The sequence below is a fragment of the Pseudomonas azadiae genome (genome assembly GCF_019145355.1).
Classification (GTDB): domain Bacteria; phylum Pseudomonadota; class Gammaproteobacteria; order Pseudomonadales; family Pseudomonadaceae; genus Aquipseudomonas; species Aquipseudomonas azadiae.
Genome location: NZ_JAHSTY010000002.1, coordinates 936744 through 950935, shown reverse-complemented (window position 1 = coordinate 950935; position 14192 = coordinate 936744). Strand labels below are relative to the sequence as shown.

The 14192-nt window shown below is 61.4% G+C and carries 16 protein-coding genes; 10 read left to right on the top strand and 6 right to left on the bottom strand.

The annotated features are described in order from the left end of the window. From nuoK to KVG91_RS20695, 6 genes are all read left to right on the top strand, one after another. Window positions 1–309 (top strand): NADH-quinone oxidoreductase subunit NuoK, encoded by a 309-nt coding sequence (gene nuoK / locus KVG91_RS20720; protein ID WP_003174727.1) that lies wholly within the window; start codon window positions 1–3, stop codon window positions 307–309. Beyond that, the gene (gene nuoL, locus KVG91_RS20715) at window positions 306–2159 is read left to right on the top strand and encodes an NADH-quinone oxidoreductase subunit L (RefSeq protein WP_169376055.1); all 1854 of its coding nucleotides are present in this window, start codon (window positions 306–308) and stop codon (window positions 2157–2159) included. The genes nuoK and nuoL overlap by 4 nt, the downstream gene beginning before the upstream one ends. Before the next feature lie 55 nt (window positions 2160–2214). After that, window positions 2215–3747 (top strand): NADH-quinone oxidoreductase subunit M, encoded by a 1533-nt coding sequence (gene nuoM, locus KVG91_RS20710; protein ID WP_010209575.1) that lies wholly within the window; start codon window positions 2215–2217, stop codon window positions 3745–3747. A gap of 7 nt (window positions 3748–3754) precedes the next feature. Beyond that, window positions 3755–5218 (top strand): NADH-quinone oxidoreductase subunit NuoN, encoded by a 1464-nt coding sequence (nuoN, locus tag KVG91_RS20705; RefSeq protein WP_169376056.1) that lies wholly within the window; start codon window positions 3755–3757, stop codon window positions 5216–5218. 238 nt (window positions 5219–5456) lie between these two features. Then, window positions 5457–5807, top strand: coding sequence for a type II toxin-antitoxin system RelE/ParE family toxin (locus KVG91_RS20700; protein WP_071493394.1), 351 nt, complete (start codon window positions 5457–5459; stop codon window positions 5805–5807). After that, complete coding sequence (locus KVG91_RS20695; RefSeq protein WP_033896843.1) at window positions 5797–6111, top strand: helix-turn-helix domain-containing protein; 315 nt, start codon at window positions 5797–5799, stop codon at window positions 6109–6111. The genes KVG91_RS20700 and KVG91_RS20695 overlap by 11 nt, the downstream gene beginning before the upstream one ends. Window positions 6112–6169: 58 nt before the next feature. Here KVG91_RS20695 and KVG91_RS20690 read toward each other — a convergent pair whose 3' ends face one another. Next, window positions 6170–6922 carry an outer membrane beta-barrel protein gene (locus KVG91_RS20690; protein ID WP_169376057.1) on the bottom strand — a complete coding sequence of 251 codons (753 nt, stop codon included), beginning with the start codon at window positions 6920–6922 and terminating at the stop codon, window positions 6170–6172. 133 nt (window positions 6923–7055) lie between these two features. Next, window positions 7056–7883, bottom strand: a complete 828-nt coding sequence (locus KVG91_RS20685; protein ID WP_169376058.1) for an arylamine N-acetyltransferase family protein — start codon at window positions 7881–7883, stop codon at window positions 7056–7058. 120 nt (window positions 7884–8003) lie between these two features. On the opposite strand from KVG91_RS20685, the gene KVG91_RS20680 reads away from it, so the two are divergent. After that, on the top strand, window positions 8004–8240 hold the full coding sequence (locus tag KVG91_RS20680; protein WP_169376059.1) for a DUF6555 family protein: 237 nt from the start codon (window positions 8004–8006) through the stop codon (window positions 8238–8240). Between the two features lie 31 nt (window positions 8241–8271). Here the strand turns inward: KVG91_RS20680 and KVG91_RS20675 are convergent, their stop codons facing one another. Together KVG91_RS20675 and KVG91_RS20670 are read right to left on the bottom strand one after the other, a co-directional pair. Further along, window positions 8272–8472: a DUF6021 family protein gene (locus KVG91_RS20675; RefSeq protein ID WP_169376060.1), complete on the bottom strand. Its 201-nt coding sequence runs from the start codon at window positions 8470–8472 to the stop codon at window positions 8272–8274. Window positions 8473–8492: 20 nt separating this feature from the next. Next, window positions 8493–8669: a hypothetical protein gene (locus tag KVG91_RS20670; RefSeq protein WP_165448098.1), complete on the bottom strand. Its 177-nt coding sequence runs from the start codon at window positions 8667–8669 to the stop codon at window positions 8493–8495. A 113-nt stretch (window positions 8670–8782) separates the two neighbouring features. Here KVG91_RS20670 and KVG91_RS20665 point away from each other — a divergent pair, with 113 nt between their 5' ends. Then, window positions 8783–9304: a DUF3087 family protein gene (locus tag KVG91_RS20665; protein WP_169376061.1), complete on the top strand. Its 522-nt coding sequence runs from the start codon at window positions 8783–8785 to the stop codon at window positions 9302–9304. Between the two features lie 9 nt (window positions 9305–9313). On the opposite strand, the gene KVG91_RS20660 is transcribed toward KVG91_RS20665, so the two are convergent. Further along, window positions 9314–10444: an MFS transporter gene (locus KVG91_RS20660; RefSeq protein WP_169376062.1), complete on the bottom strand. Its 1131-nt coding sequence runs from the start codon at window positions 10442–10444 to the stop codon at window positions 9314–9316. A 273-nt stretch (window positions 10445–10717) separates the two neighbouring features. Here KVG91_RS20660 and KVG91_RS20655 point away from each other — a divergent pair, with 273 nt between their 5' ends. Continuing rightward, window positions 10718–11440, top strand: a complete 723-nt coding sequence (locus KVG91_RS20655) for a carbonic anhydrase (protein ID WP_169376063.1) — start codon at window positions 10718–10720, stop codon at window positions 11438–11440. A gap of 66 nt (window positions 11441–11506) precedes the next feature. On the opposite strand, the gene KVG91_RS20650 is transcribed toward KVG91_RS20655, so the two are convergent. Continuing rightward, the gene (locus KVG91_RS20650) at window positions 11507–12400 is read right to left on the bottom strand and encodes a Dyp-type peroxidase (RefSeq protein WP_217894931.1); all 894 of its coding nucleotides are present in this window, start codon (window positions 12398–12400) and stop codon (window positions 11507–11509) included. A gap of 137 nt (window positions 12401–12537) precedes the next feature. On the opposite strand from KVG91_RS20650, the gene KVG91_RS20645 reads away from it, so the two are divergent. Then, a complete protein-coding gene (locus KVG91_RS20645) occupies window positions 12538–14154 on the top strand; it encodes an NADP-dependent glyceraldehyde-3-phosphate dehydrogenase (RefSeq protein ID WP_169374355.1) in 1617 nt (538 codons plus the stop codon). Window positions 14155–14192: the final 38 nt, after the last annotated feature.

The following is a 14192-nucleotide window of genomic DNA, read 5'->3' as shown; positions in this document are numbered from 1 at the left end:
ATGCCTGCTATCCCCTTGGAGCATGGTCTGGCGGTCGCCGGCATCCTGTTCTGCCTTGGCCTGGTCGGCCTGATGGTCCGCCGTAACATTCTGTTTGTGTTGATGAGCCTGGAAATCATGATGAACGCTGCGGCACTGGCGTTCATTGTCGCGGGTGCACGTTGGGGCCAGCCGGATGGACAAGTCATGTTCATCCTGGTGATCAGCCTGGCAGCCGCCGAGGCCAGTATCGGCCTGGCGATCCTGCTGCAACTGTATCGTCGCTTCCACACGCTTGATATCGACGCTGCCAGTGAGATGCGCGGATGAACATGATCTTTCTGACTTTCGTATTTCCCCTGATCGGTTTCCTGCTGCTGTCGTTCTCTCGCGGGCGCTGGTCGGAAAACCTCTCAGCCCTGATCGGCGTTGGCTCGATTGGCCTGTCGGCGATCGTTGCCGCCTATGTCATCTGGCAATTCAACGTGGCGCCGCCGGAAGGCGGTCACTACACCCTGGTGCTGTGGCAGTGGATGTCGGTGGAGGGCTTCAAGCCCAACTTCGCCCTCTATGTCGACGGCCTGTCGATCACCATGCTTGGCGTGGTGGTGGGTGTGGGCTTCCTGATCCACCTGTTCGCGTCCTGGTACATGCGCGGTGAAGCCGGTTACTCGCGCTTCTTCGCGTACACCAACCTGTTTATCGCCAGCATGCTGTTCCTGGTGCTGGGCGATAACCTGTTGTTCCTGTACTTCGGCTGGGAAGGCGTGGGCCTGTGCTCGTACCTGTTGATCGGTTTCTACTACAGCAACCGCAACAACGGTAACGCCGCGCTCAAGGCCTTTATCGTCACCCGCATCGGCGACGTGTTCATGGCCATCGGCTTGTTCATCCTGTTCCAACAGGTGGGCACGCTGAACATCCAGGAACTGCTGGTGCTGGCACCGCAGAAATTCCAGGTCGGCGACTTCTGGATCACCCTGGCGACCCTGATGCTGCTGGGTGGCGCTGTCGGTAAATCGGCGCAACTGCCGCTGCAAACCTGGCTGGCGGATGCGATGGCGGGCCCTACACCGGTTTCCGCACTGATCCACGCCGCAACCATGGTGACCGCCGGCGTCTACCTGATCGCGCGTACCCACGGCCTGTTCACCCTGGCGCCGGATATCCTGCACCTGGTGGGCGTGGTCGGCGGCGTGACCCTGGTGCTGGCCGGTTTTGCTGCCCTGGTGCAGACCGACATCAAGCGGATCCTCGCCTACTCGACCATGAGCCAGATCGGCTACATGTTCCTGGCCCTGGGCGTTGGCGCCTGGGACGCGGCGATCTTCCACCTGATGACCCACGCCTTCTTCAAGGCCCTGCTGTTCCTCGCTTCCGGTGCGGTGATCGTGGCCTGCCACCACGAGCAGAACATCTTCAAGATGGGCGGCCTGTGGAAGAAACTGCCGCTGGCCTACGCCAGCTTCATCGTCGGTGGCGCCGCCCTGGCCGCCCTGCCGTTGGTGACCGCCGGTTTCTACTCCAAGGACGAAATCCTCTGGGAAGCCTTCGCCAGCGGTAACCAGAACCTGCTCTACGCAGGCCTGGTGGGTGCCTTCATGACCTCGCTGTACACCTTCCGCCTGATCTTCATCACCTTCCACGGTGAAGCCAAGACCGAAGCGCACGCAGGCCACGGCATTTCCCATTGGTTGCCGCTGTCGGTGCTGATCGTGCTGTCGACCTTTATCGGCGCCCTGATCACCCCGCCACTGGCCGGTGTGCTGCCTGAAAGCGTCGGCCATGCCGGCGGCGCCGACAAGCACAGCCTGGAAATCGCCTCGGGTGCCATCGCCATTGCCGGTATCCTGCTGGCGGCCCTGCTGTTCCTCGGCAAGCGTCGCTTCGTCACGGCGGTTGCCAACAGTGGCATCGGGCGCTTCCTGTCGGCCTGGTGGTTCGCCGCCTGGGGCTTCGATTGGCTCTACGACAAACTGTTCGTCAAGCCTTACCTCGCCATCAGCCATGTACTGCGTAAAGATCCGCTCGACCAGACCATCGGTTTGATCCCGCGTGCCGCCAAGGCCGGTCACACCGCCCTGAGCCGCAGCGAGACCGGCCAATTGCGTTGGTATGCAGCGTCCATGGCGGCGGGTGCCGTTCTGGTGATCGGCGCCATCGTCGTGGTAGCGGTCTGACTATGTTTAAGTGCACTGCGTACTTTGCGAACTTGCGAAAGGAAACGAGCCCGTCATGATTCTGCCCTGGCTAATCCTGATCCCCTTTATCGGCGGCCTGCTCTGCTGGATGGGTGAACGCTTCGGCGCCACCCTCCCCCGCTGGATTGCGTTGCTGACCATGTCCCTGGAACTCGCGCTCGGCCTCTGGCTGTGGGCCCATGGTGACTATTCATTCGCTCCGGCACCGGGTGTCGATCCCACCTTCGCGCTTGAATTCAAGCACGTGTGGATCCAGCGCTTCGGCATCAACGTGCACCTGGCCCTCGACGGCCTGTCGCTGTTGATGATCCTGCTGACCGGCCTGCTGGGTATCCTCTCGGTACTCTGCTCCTGGAAAGAGATCCAGCGCCACGTGGGCTTCTTCCACCTGAACCTGATGTGGATCCTGGGCGGCGTTGTCGGCGTGTTCCTGGCGCTGGACCTGTTCATGTTCTTCTTCTTCTGGGAAATGATGCTGGTGCCGATGTATTTCCTCATCGCGCTCTGGGGTCACAGTTCTTCGGACGGCAAGAAAACCCGGATCTACGCGGCGACCAAGTTCTTCATCTTCACCCAGGCTTCCGGCCTGATCATGTTGGTGGCGATCCTGGGCCTGGTACTGGTCAACTTCAACAACACCGGCGTGATCACCTTCAACTACGCCGATCTGTTGAAGACCAAGATGTCCCTGACCACCGAGTACATCCTGATGCTGGGCTTCTTCATCGCGTTCGCGGTGAAGCTGCCGGTGGTGCCGTTCCACTCCTGGCTGCCTGACGCTCACGCCCAGGCGCCGACTGCCGGCTCCGTGGACCTGGCCGGTATCCTGTTGAAGACGGCGGCCTACGGCCTGCTGCGTTTCGCCCTGCCGCTGTTCCCGAATGCCTCGGCCGAGTTCGCGCCGATCGCCATGACCCTGGGTCTGATCGGGATCTTCTACGGTGCGTTCCTGGCCTTCGCACAAACCGACATCAAGCGTCTGATTGCCTTCTCGTCCGTGTCCCACATGGGTTTCGTACTGATCGGCATCTACTCCGGTAGCCAACTGGCGCTGCAAGGCGCGGTGATCCAGATGTTGGCCCACGGTGTGTCTGCCGCTGCGCTGTTTATCCTCAGTGGCCAGTTGTACGAGCGCCTGCACACCCGTGACATGCGTGAAATGGGTGGCGTGTGGTCGCGCATCGCGTACCTGCCGGCGATCAGCCTGTTCTTCGCCGCCGCGTCCCTGGGCTTGCCGGGTACCGGTAACTTCATCGGCGAGTTCCTGATCCTGATGGGTGCCTTCGTGCAAACGCCGTGGATCAGCGCCATTGCCACCTCCGGCCTGGTGTTCGGTTCGGTCTACTCGCTGATCATGATCCACCGCGCCTACTTCGGCCCGGCCAAGTCCGACACCGTCCTGCAAGGGATGGATGCGCGCGAACTGATCATGGTGCTCGGCCTTGCGGTCTTGCTGATCTATATCGGCGTGTACCCGCAACCGTTCCTGGACACTTCTGCCGCGACGATGCATGGCGTGCAGCAGTGGTTCGGCACCGCCTTCTCTCAACTCGCTTCGGCCCGGTAAGAGCGCTATGGAATTCACGATCCAACACTTTATCGCGCTTGCGCCGCTGCTGATCACCAGCCTCACCATCGTGGTGGTGATGCTGGCGATCGCGTGGCGCCGCAATCATTCGCAAACATTCCTGCTGTCCTGTGCCGGTCTCAACCTGGCACTGCTGTCGATTATCCCGGCCCTCAAGGTCGCGCCACTGGCGGTCACGCCGTTGATGATGATCGATGACTTCGCGTTGCTGTACATCGCGCTGATCCTGGTCGCGACCCTGGCCTGCGTCACCCTCGCCCACGCTTACCTCGGCGAAGGCGGCACCGGCTACCCGGGCAACAAGGAAGAGCTGTACCTGCTGATCCTGCTGGCCGCGGCCGGCGGTGTCGTGCTGGTCAGCGCGCAGCACCTGGCCGGCTTGTTCATCGGCCTGGAACTGCTGTCGATCCCGACCTACGGCCTGGTGGCGTATGCCTTCTTCAACAAGCGCTCGCTGGAAGCCGGCATCAAGTACATGGTGCTGTCGGCCGCCGGTTCCGCGTTCCTGTTGTTCGGTATGGCCCTGCTTTACGCAGAAGCCGGCAGCCTGAGCTTCACCGGTATCGGTCACGCCCTTGCCACTACCAACAGCCCGGCGCCGATTGCCCAACTGGGCCTGGCGATGATGCTGATCGGCCTGGCGTTCAAGCTGTCGCTGGTGCCGTTCCACCTGTGGACCCCGGACGTGTACGAAGGCGCCCCGGCGCCGGTGGCGGCGTTCCTGGCGACCGCGTCGAAGGTTGCCGTGTTTGCTGTGATGGTGCGTCTGTTCCAGATCTCGCCAGCGGCCAACACCGGCGTGCTGAGCGACGTACTGACCGTGATCGCCATTGCGTCGATCCTGTTCGGTAACCTGCTGGCCCTGACCCAGAACAACCTCAAGCGTCTGCTGGGCTACTCCTCGATCGCTCACTTCGGCTACCTGCTGATCGCCCTGGTGGCGAGCAAAGGCCTGGCCGTGGAAGCCATGGGCGTATACCTGGTCACTTACGTGATCACCAGCCTCGGCGCGTTTGGCGTGATTACCTTGATGTCCTCGCCGTTCAAAGGCCGTGACGCCGACGCCCTGTACGAATACCGCGGCCTGTTCTGGCGCCGTCCGTACCTGACCGCCGTGCTGACCGTGATGATGCTGTCACTGGCCGGTATCCCGCTGACCGCCGGCTTTATCGGCAAGTTCTACATCGTGGCGACCGGTGTCGAGGCCCACGAATGGTGGCTGGTTGCATCGTTGGTACTGGGCTCCGCCATCGGCGTGTTCTACTACCTGCGCGTGATGGTGACCCTCTACCTGATCGAGCCAAACCTGCGCCGTGTGGATGCCGAGCTGCACTGGGAACAGAAGGCAGGTGGCGTGATGCTGCTGGCCATCGCCCTGCTGGCGTTCTTCCTGGGCGTGTACCCACAACCGTTGCTCACTCTGGTGCAGCATGCGGTGTTGGGCGTTTGATCGCTTAGCAGGATGCAGTAAACAAGACGGCGCCTTCGGGCGCCGTCTTGCGTTTCAGGGGCAGGGGTTTTTACCCTCCCCTATTCACGGAAATTTCCTCGCTCGCCTGCCTCCCCATCCGGCATCTACCCGATGAAGGCCGCCGTATGGTGTCTGCGTTTTAGGAAAGTTCCCACAGCAGGGTCACTTGACCCTTTGCGAGTGGGCCACCAAACTATACGCAGGCTACGTACAGAACATGGATGCTCTATTTATCGAACTGCCGGCCTTCGAGCGGCATCGCAAGGACTATCTGAGTGACGAGCTTTTCCAGGGTTTTCAACAAGAGTTGATGAAGAATCCGGAAGCAGGAGATGTGATCGAGGGAACAGGCGGACTGCGCAAAGTTCGCTTCATCGATGAGCGACGCAACAAAGGCAAGCGCGGTGGCCTGCGGGTCATTTACTACTGGTGGTCGGGCGGCACGCAATTCTGGCTGTTCACCCTGTACGGCAAACACGAACAGGATGACCTGACACCACAGCACAAAAAAGCCCTAAAACACATGCTGGACAGGGAAATCAAAGCGAGAACACATCATGAAACGTGAAATATTTTCCGAACTGGTCGAAGGCTTCGACGCCCTGGCAGACGAACGCCAAGGCAAAGTCACCCTGCGGACCCACAAGGTTCACCTTAAAAACCTGGCGCCACTCACCGCTGAGGAAGTGGTCGCCGTGCGCCAACAACTCAACCTCTCCCGGTCGGTGTTCGCCATGTACCTGCGCACCAACACCCGCACCCTGGAAAACTGGGAGCAAGGCCGGGCCAAGCCGAATGCCCAGGCTGCCACGCTGATTCGCCTGGTGGCACGTTTTCCTGAGACCGTGGCGCAACTTGCCGCTTTGGGTTGATCTGCAATTGCCTTAAAAAAACGCCCCGGATATTCGGGGCGTTTTTCGGTACATGGCGTCAGAACGCGATACCGACCTTGAAGCCGTACTCGTCACGCTTGAGTTTGGTGTTGTCGGCCACGTCGGAGTCGCCGTCAAGCTTGTACTCGGTACGCGTGTAGTACAGGCCTGCAACCACCGGCAGGTCACCCTTCTGGTTCATCAGCAGGCTGACTTCGGCGTAGGGGTTGGTGCGGTCCTTGAGGTCAACGGTGTCGCTGCCAAAGTCATCCACCTTGAGCCTGGTGCGGCCGTCGATGGAACGACGGGCGCCGGCTTCCAAACGCAGGGTCATATCGTCGAACTGGTGGTTGTAGCCCAAGGCCGCCTTGGCGAACGGCATTTTGTTGGTGAGCTTCACGTCGAGGTCGTTGATCTCGGGCTCGTAACGGGTCCAGCTGTAGCCGCCGCCGACGATCACATCGACAAAGTTGCGCGCGTCCAGCGCGGCACGCCAGCCGAGATCCAGGTCGGCCTGGGCTTCCTTGAGTTTGTTGTCGCTCTTCTCGCCGTACTTGGCTTCGATACCGGCCTGGTAGATAAAGCCGGATTCGGCGGTGAGCTTGTTGCCGAAATTGTAGAACAGGCCCGCTTGCGGCATGTGGCTCTTGTCGCTTTCGCTGCCGCCTTCGAATTTGAAATCGTTATAGCTGCCCAGGATGCCGAAAGTGGAGATCGGGTCGGTGGACGGTGCGGCGAACACCACGGCAGGCGCAGCGACCAGCGCCAGCAGCGAAGAACCCTTGAAGAATTTTCCGAATAGCTTGGACATCGTTTTACATCTCCTTGTCTGGTGAGCAAATTATTCAGGAACCGATTCGAACCCCGACAAGCGCGAAAGGTTCGAATTAATTTGCACGAACTTTAAGGTAAAACGGTTCAGCGATGGCTCTATCTCAATAGTCTCAAGTAGAAGCTATTAAAAGGCCATTGTTTACCTGGGGCAACCGCATCGAGACCGGCACGCGGATGCCAAAGGTATCGGTGAGCACATCCAGCAACTCGTCGGCGCTTTCGAGGGTGCGTTTTTCGCTCGGTCGATCCAGGTAATGGACCGCGTAGTGAGCGTTGTTCAAGGTATGGCGTTGACCCGGCGCCAAACGTGCGACTTTCAATTGGCCAACAAAAGGCGAACCCGGGTGCGTAGAGACGTACCAATTGCCCACTTCATAGTCGATGGCCGTCTGCAGTTGCAGGTCGAACACATACAAACCACGCCATTCTCCGGCTACCTGTACCCACAGGGTATAACCGCCCTGCCCGTCGAAAGTCAGGCGATACGGTTCGTGGGCCGTGGTCTGCAGCGCATCTGTATCCAATTGCAACGGACTGCTGGGCACCATGCCGCCAAAGCCGACGTCGGTGACGTAGCGCACGCCATCCAGGGTCACCAGGCTCAAGCGATGGGTGCGCGCAGTGTGTGCATCCGGCGGACCGCCCATGACCACCCGGCCGGTGATGCCGCGTGCGTCAAAACCGAGTTCCTGCAGCAGGGCGAGGAACATCTGGTTCAATTCATAACAATAGCCACCCCGCCCCTCCAGCAGCACCTTTTGCTCGACGCTGGCCAAGTCGATGGGCACCGGAAGGTGCAGCAAGGTCGACAGGCTCTCGAAGGCAAACGTGCACACATGGCGCAGTTGCAGACCCTGCAAGGTTTGCAGGGTCGGCGCTGGTGGCGTGTCGTAACCCAGGCGTTGCAGGTAGAGACGGCTATGGTTCAGCACAGGCATGGCGCAATCCTCAGGCGCGAGGTGAAAGCGTCACTATGCCGCGCCAGCACGCGGGCTGTCATTTTGAATGAACCTTTTTCGACGCTCCCGTATCCATCTATAACAACACAGGGAGGCAACATGAGTACCGCAAAAATCTACACCATCCACTATCAGCTTCACGGCAAGCCGAAATCCTTTGTGGTGCGTGCCGAGGTGATGAACAACGCCGAGGCCTGGCATTGGGCGGCGGTGGATGCCGATGTAGCTCATGTCAGTCGCGTTGGTCGTGTCGGTCATGAGCAAGTCAAGAAGACCACCCGGCCGTGGGCGGAGAAGTATGGTATTACCGACGTCAATTGGACGCCGCCCAAATAAGCAAAGGCCCCGCTGGATGGCGGGGCCCGATTTATTTCTTCAAGTCGCCCAGCGGATCGTAGGGCGGCTTTTTTTCGGCCTGATCGTTCTTTTCTTTGTCCAGCGGGGCGATGGCCGCGCCGATCGGGTCGACCTGCGGGTCCGCCACGTCAGGCGAGTCCGGATCGAAACCCAACTCATCCTGACCGCTGGCATGCTCGCTTGAATGCGGGCCTTTCGGGGGGGTGCTCATGGGCGGTCTCCTTGTTTAATTTAAAGCGGGCGGGCTTTGTCGTGGAGGTTCTCAAGGTTTTCCTCGACGCGTTCCACGTCGTCGTCCTGGCGTTCGGCCGGGTCATTGGGGCGCAACGCATCGTTGTCGCGCTCCTCTTCACCGGGCGTGCGGTCAGGGTCCGGCGTACCGGGCGGTGGCTGCTTGTATTCGGGCATGATGGTTTCCCTCAAAAGGTCGACACAGATTTAGAGAAACTGTGGTGCGGCATCGTTCAACTTGTTTGCCCAGGCGTGAGATGATGCCGGCCCCTTCTGGAGATACGACCCGGATGTTCGAGCTCAAACCCTGCGATCCTGTGACCTTCCGCCAACAGACCCGGCGCAGCACGCTGATCGTGGCCGTGGTGTTCCTGGCCCTGGCCATGTTGTTGTCGAGCCTGGCGGTGATGCTGTTCGGCGAGCCCGGCGGTGACAATTTGCGTTTCAATGTCGGCGGCGTCTTCGCCGGGGTGCTGATCACCCTGGCCCTGGTGCGCGGGCCGTTCTGGACCCAGGCGTGGCTGGCGCCCGCGGTGTATGGCTGGCAACTCAAGCGCAGCCTGATGAGCGTGACCAATGTGATGCACAAGGTGACCGAGCGAGCGCAAGCCAATGACCCGACGGCCATGAAGGTGCTGCGTTTTTACCACCTGGGCCTGACGCAGATGCATGAACTGGACGCCAACTCCAGCGCTCAGGCGCAATTGGTCGGCGAGGTCGAGGCGCACAAGGCCAGGATGCAGGCGCTGGGGATCGACACCGAGCAGACCCGCTTCGACCCCGCCTGGCTGGCCGCCATCAACACTGCTTGAGCCAGCCGGTCAGGTGGGCACTTTTACCCGCCAGCAAAAAACCGCGCTCAGCGCAATCGCCGCGCCCGCCAGGCCGAACACCCAGGGCGCCGAGGCAATCGGCAGCAACAGGCCAGCCAGCAATGGCCCGAGGCCGGCGCCGATATCACGCCACACGGCATTCGAGGCCAGGGCCGACACGCGCATCGAACCGGGATTGCGCTCCGCCACCAGGGTAGTCACCAGCGGCAGTTGCAGCGCGCGCAGCACCAGCACCGCCGCCGCGCCGACAATCACCCAGTGGCTGCCAAACGCCGTCAGGGCCAGGGCGCTCAAGAACGAAAACAGCAGCAATATCGACGTGGCGCCAAAACGCTGCGCGGCGCGGCCGCCCAAAGGGCTCAGGAGCATTTCCGAGACATAGCGCAGCGCCATCAAGCCCCCCGCAATCAGTACCGCATCCCCGCCAAGCAACTTCTGCGCCTGGATCGACAAACCGAAGATAAACAGACCATCGAGCGCCACACCCTCGATAAACGACCACACCGCCACGCTGTCCGGCCATTTGAAGCGGCGCCCCGGCGTGCTCTGCAAATCATGCCCCACCGCTGGCAAGCCGCGCGCCATCCACACGCCCACCAGGCACGCGCCCGCAAGGATCAGAAAGATCGGACGCGGGCCGGCCCACAGCGTCAACCAGCCACCCAGCGGCAACGCCAGCATCGGCCCGAGGGCAATCAGCGCCCGCGAACGCCCGGCCCGGCGCGCGGCACCGGCCGGTTCCGAAGTGGCCAACACTTGGGTCGACAGGTTCAACGCGGCAAAACACAGGCCCCACACCAGCCGCAGCCCTAACAATGCGGCAAACCCTGACAAAAACGAATTGCCCACGGCACACAGCGTCGCGGCGCCGGCGGCAATCATGCAGGTCAGGCGGTCGCCGTTGCGCGCGTAGAAATTGAGCACATGCCGGTAGCCGAAGATCCGCACCAGGCGGTTCGCCGCCAGCAAAACCCCGGCTTGGGCCAGCGTAATGCCGAAGGCCTGGGATTCCATGGGCAGCAACAGGTAGAGCAACACGTCACTGGGCAAGCATAGAGCCAGGGTCAGCGCGGCGCGGCGCGACTGGGTATCAGCAGTTCGGAGTACCAGGCTGGACATAAAAATGAAACATCCCGAAATATTCAGGTCGCAACGGTAGCCTTCCGCAACCGTGTTCTACAACGGCTTTTTCCCATAGGGCTGCAAACGCAGGCCACTCGCCCCGCCGCTGCGGGCCAGCGGCGCGCTGGTCATCAGGGCCTTCCGGTTGGGAGACCGGAAGAACCCGAACCCGGCGCGATTATCCCTGTTCAATCAGAAGTACCCTACATTTTTGCGTGACATTGTTTGCAACCTTGGCGTTCCCTCTTTCGCCCTGCGAGAACCCAGCCGATGCGCAACGCTCATGAATCCACCCCCTCCGATGCCCGTCGAAACTTCTTGCGCCTGGCCGCAGCCGGCACCGGTGTGTTCCTGGCCAGTAAACTGCCGAGCGTGCAGGCCTGCGAAACCTCCGTGCCCTTGATGGTTGCCAATCCCCAGCACGCATTGGCCAGGTTGATGGAGGGCAATAAGCGCTATATCGCAAACATGAGCACACGCCATGACTTCATGGCTGAGCGTGTGCCTCTGGTGGAGGGTCAACACCCCTTTGCGGCCGTGCTGGCGTGCGCCGATTCGAGGATCGCCCCCGAGTTCGTCTTCGACACCGGGCTGGGCGACCTCTTTGCCGTGCGTTTAGCAGGCAATTTCGTCACCGACCACGGGTTGGCCAGCCTCGAATACGCCGTTGCGACACTGGGGACTCCGCTGATCCTGGTACTCGGCCATGACCGCTGTGGCGCTATCTCGGCAGGCGTGAAGGCCATCAAGGATCATGTGACCTTCCCCGGGAAAATCCAGGGCCTGGTCGACATCCTCAAACCGTCGGTGCACAAAGTACTGAAAGCGCCCGGCGACCTGCTGGATAACGCCATTGCGCAAAATGTCCGGGACACGGTGGCGCGTCTCAAGACCGAATCAAGCCTGCTGGCCGATGCCCAGGCCGCCGGTAAACTCGCTATCGTGGGCGGTATTTATCGGCTGCACAGCGGAGCCGTGGAGTGGGTGGCGTAGTCAGCTTGACCACACAATGGCCGGCCGCAAAAACCACGAAGACCGACCACCGCTCCCACCATCAATTCACTGCCCGGCCAAGTAGCCAGGTCCTCGCGGAATGAACATCGCGCGCAGGTCCAAGTGCCCGTCCTTCAACGGCGGGCACCAGTAGTAACCGCCGGTCAAGGGTGTGCTGATGCGGTACAAGCCATCGACAATCCCGTCTTCCAGGCCGCTCATACGGCGCAGTTGTGCTTCGAACGCATCGAAGGAGTGGCCGAACGCGAGAAACATCAAGCCGGCCTGGCCATTCTCGGCCCACGGCATGGAGCGGCGTATCACGAAGGCCTCTGGGGTGAAGCTTTCCTGGGCGGTACGTTTGGTGTGGGCGGACTCGGGGGCGTCGTCGAGTTCTTCGTTGTCGCCGTGGCGACGGCCGATGATGTGGTCGCGCTCTTGCGCCGGCAACGCGGCGAAACCGTCGAGGTCGTGCTGCCATTGCTGGATCGCGGCAAAGCTGGCGCCGCTGGCGGTCAGAGCGGCTGCAACCGCCGCGTCGTCGTGGGGGTTCTCGGTGCCGTCTTCGTAGTCGGTGAGGTCGAAGCCGGTCTTGTAGCGGAAGCCCTCGGTCATTTGCACCAGACGGAACGCCGGGGCCAGGGCCTTTTCGAATGCACGGCTGCGCAACAGCAGTTCACCCCGATCCACGCCATGCAACCAGACCCACAGCGCCTGCTGGGTAGACGGGTTGTGCGCGCCCGGCCCGCTGAGACTCGGGAAACTGCGCAGGCCTTCAATCCGAGCGCCCAGTGCGTTCACCAGCGGTTCGCCAAAACCGACCACCGCCGCCGAATCGGCCAACTGCACCAGCGCATCCAGCGCCGCGGGCACGGCGGCCAGGGAGTTCACGGCAAAGAACAGATGGCGTGCCTGCAACGGCACCGGTGCGGCAAGAATGCCCGGCTGGTACTGACTCATGTGAACTCCTTCAAGAAAGCCGCGCAGTTTACCCAAGCCCACCGTGGGGCGCATAAGAAAGCGCGCAAGCCTTGCCATGAAGCCGCGTGTTGGGCGACTCTCTAGTCATGTTTTGCAACTATTCCAGGGGTAGCGACATGACCACCAGCAACCTGCTCGCCCAGCTGTTTCCCGCCTCGACCGCCGACATTCCGGCGCAATTCAAACTCGGAGCGCCGATTGAACAACGCGATTACCTGGTCGACGGCCAACTGCGGATATGGAACGGGCCGCTGGCGAACGTGCAAAGCCCGGTGCAACTGGGCGACGAGCGCGTGCATATCGGCAGCACGCCACTGCTGGATGCCGAGACGGCCCTCACGGCTCTAGACGCCGCCGTGCGCGCCTATGACCGCGGCCAGGGTGAATGGCCGACGATGCGCGTGGTGGAACGCATTCAGCACGTCGAGGCCTTTTTAAGACGCATGCGTGAACAGCGCGACGCGGTGGTCAAGCTGCTGATGTGGGAAATCGGCAAGAACTTCAAGGACTCCCAGAAAGAATTCGACCGTACCTGCGACTACATCACCGACACCATCAATGCCCTGAAGGAACTCGACCGCCGCAGCAGCCGCTTCGAGCTGGAACAGGACACCCTCGGCCAGATCCGCCGCGTACCGATGGGCGTGGCCTTGTGCATGGGCCCCTACAACTACCCGCTGAACGAAACCTTCACCACGCTGATCCCGGCGTTGATCATGGGCAACACCGTGGTGTTCAAGCCGGCCAAACTCGGCGTGCTGCTGATTCGCCCATTGCTGGAAGCGTTCCGCGACAGCTTCCCCGCCGGGGTGATCAACGTGATCTACGGCAGCGGCCGCGAAACCGTCAGCGCGCTGATGGCCAGCGGCAAGATCGACATCTTCGCGTTTATCGGCACCAACAAGGCCGCCAGCGACCTGAAGAAACTGCACCCCAAGCCGCACCGCCTGCGCGCGGCGCTGGGCCTGGATGCGAAAAACCCCGGCATCGTGCTGCCCGAGGTGGACCTGGACAATGCCGTCAGCGAAGCCCTCACCGGTTCCTTGTCGTTCAACGGCCAGCGCTGCACCGCCTTGAAGATCCTGTTCGTGCACGAAGACGTGGTCGAGTCGTTTATCCAGAAATTCAACACCAAGCTCGCCACGCTCAAACCCGGCATGCCCTGGGACGACGGCGTGGCGCTGACGCCCCTGCCCGAAGTGGGCAAGGTGGATTACCTCAACGCGTTGGTGGCCGATGCGGCGCAGCACGGCGCCAGGGTGGTGAATGACCATGGCGGAGAAAGCCGCGGTTCGTTCTTCTACCCGGCGGTGCTGTACCCAGTGAACCCGCAAATGCGCGTGTACCACGAGGAACAGTTCGGCCCGGTGGTCCCGATCGTGCCCTACCGTGATTTGGACAAGGTGATCGACTATGTGCTGGACTCCGATTTCGGCCAGCAACTGAGCCTCTTCGGCACCAACCCGCAAGTCATCGGGCGCCTGGTGGACACCTTCGCCAACCAGGTCGGCCGGATCAACATCAACGCCCAGTGCCAGCGCGGCCCGGACACCTTCCCGTTCAACGGGCGCAAGAACTCGGCCGAGGGCACGCTGTCGGTACATGACGCGTTGCGCGTGTTCTCGATCCGCACCCTGGTGGCCACCAAGTTCCAGGAGAGCAACAAGGCGCTGGTCAGTGACATATTGCGCAACCGCGATTCGAGTTTCCTGACCACCGACTACATTTTCTAAAAACACCACAGAGCAAAATGTGGGAGCGGGCTTGATCG

Excerpts from the sequence above, each read along its gene's own strand:
- nuoK (WP_003174727.1), top strand. The coding sequence starts at position 1 with ATGCCTGCTATCCCCTTGGAGCATGGTCTGGCGGTCGCCGGCATCCTG.
- nuoL (WP_169376055.1), top strand. The coding sequence starts at position 306 with ATGAACATGATCTTTCTGACTTTCGTATTTCCCCTGATCGGTTTCCTG.
- nuoM (WP_010209575.1), top strand. The coding sequence starts at position 2,215 with ATGATTCTGCCCTGGCTAATCCTGATCCCCTTTATCGGCGGCCTGCTC.
- nuoN (WP_169376056.1), top strand. The coding sequence starts at position 3,755 with ATGGAATTCACGATCCAACACTTTATCGCGCTTGCGCCGCTGCTGATC.
- KVG91_RS20700 (WP_071493394.1), top strand. The coding sequence starts at position 5,457 with ATGGATGCTCTATTTATCGAACTGCCGGCCTTCGAGCGGCATCGCAAG.
- KVG91_RS20695 (WP_033896843.1), top strand. The coding sequence starts at position 5,797 with ATGAAACGTGAAATATTTTCCGAACTGGTCGAAGGCTTCGACGCCCTG.
- KVG91_RS20690 (WP_169376057.1), bottom strand. The coding sequence starts at position 6,922 with ATGTCCAAGCTATTCGGAAAATTCTTCAAGGGTTCTTCGCTGCTGGCG.
- KVG91_RS20685 (WP_169376058.1), bottom strand. The coding sequence starts at position 7,883 with ATGCCTGTGCTGAACCATAGCCGTCTCTACCTGCAACGCCTGGGTTAC.
- KVG91_RS20680 (WP_169376059.1), top strand. The coding sequence starts at position 8,004 with ATGAGTACCGCAAAAATCTACACCATCCACTATCAGCTTCACGGCAAG.
- KVG91_RS20675 (WP_169376060.1), bottom strand. The coding sequence starts at position 8,472 with ATGAGCACCCCCCCGAAAGGCCCGCATTCAAGCGAGCATGCCAGCGGT.
- KVG91_RS20670 (WP_165448098.1), bottom strand. The coding sequence starts at position 8,669 with ATGCCCGAATACAAGCAGCCACCGCCCGGTACGCCGGACCCTGACCGC.
- KVG91_RS20665 (WP_169376061.1), top strand. The coding sequence starts at position 8,783 with ATGTTCGAGCTCAAACCCTGCGATCCTGTGACCTTCCGCCAACAGACC.
- KVG91_RS20660 (WP_169376062.1), bottom strand. The coding sequence starts at position 10,444 with ATGTCCAGCCTGGTACTCCGAACTGCTGATACCCAGTCGCGCCGCGCC.
- KVG91_RS20655 (WP_169376063.1), top strand. The coding sequence starts at position 10,718 with ATGCGCAACGCTCATGAATCCACCCCCTCCGATGCCCGTCGAAACTTC.
- KVG91_RS20650 (WP_217894931.1), bottom strand. The coding sequence starts at position 12,400 with ATGAGTCAGTACCAGCCGGGCATTCTTGCCGCACCGGTGCCGTTGCAG.
- KVG91_RS20645 (WP_169374355.1), top strand. The coding sequence starts at position 12,538 with ATGACCACCAGCAACCTGCTCGCCCAGCTGTTTCCCGCCTCGACCGCC.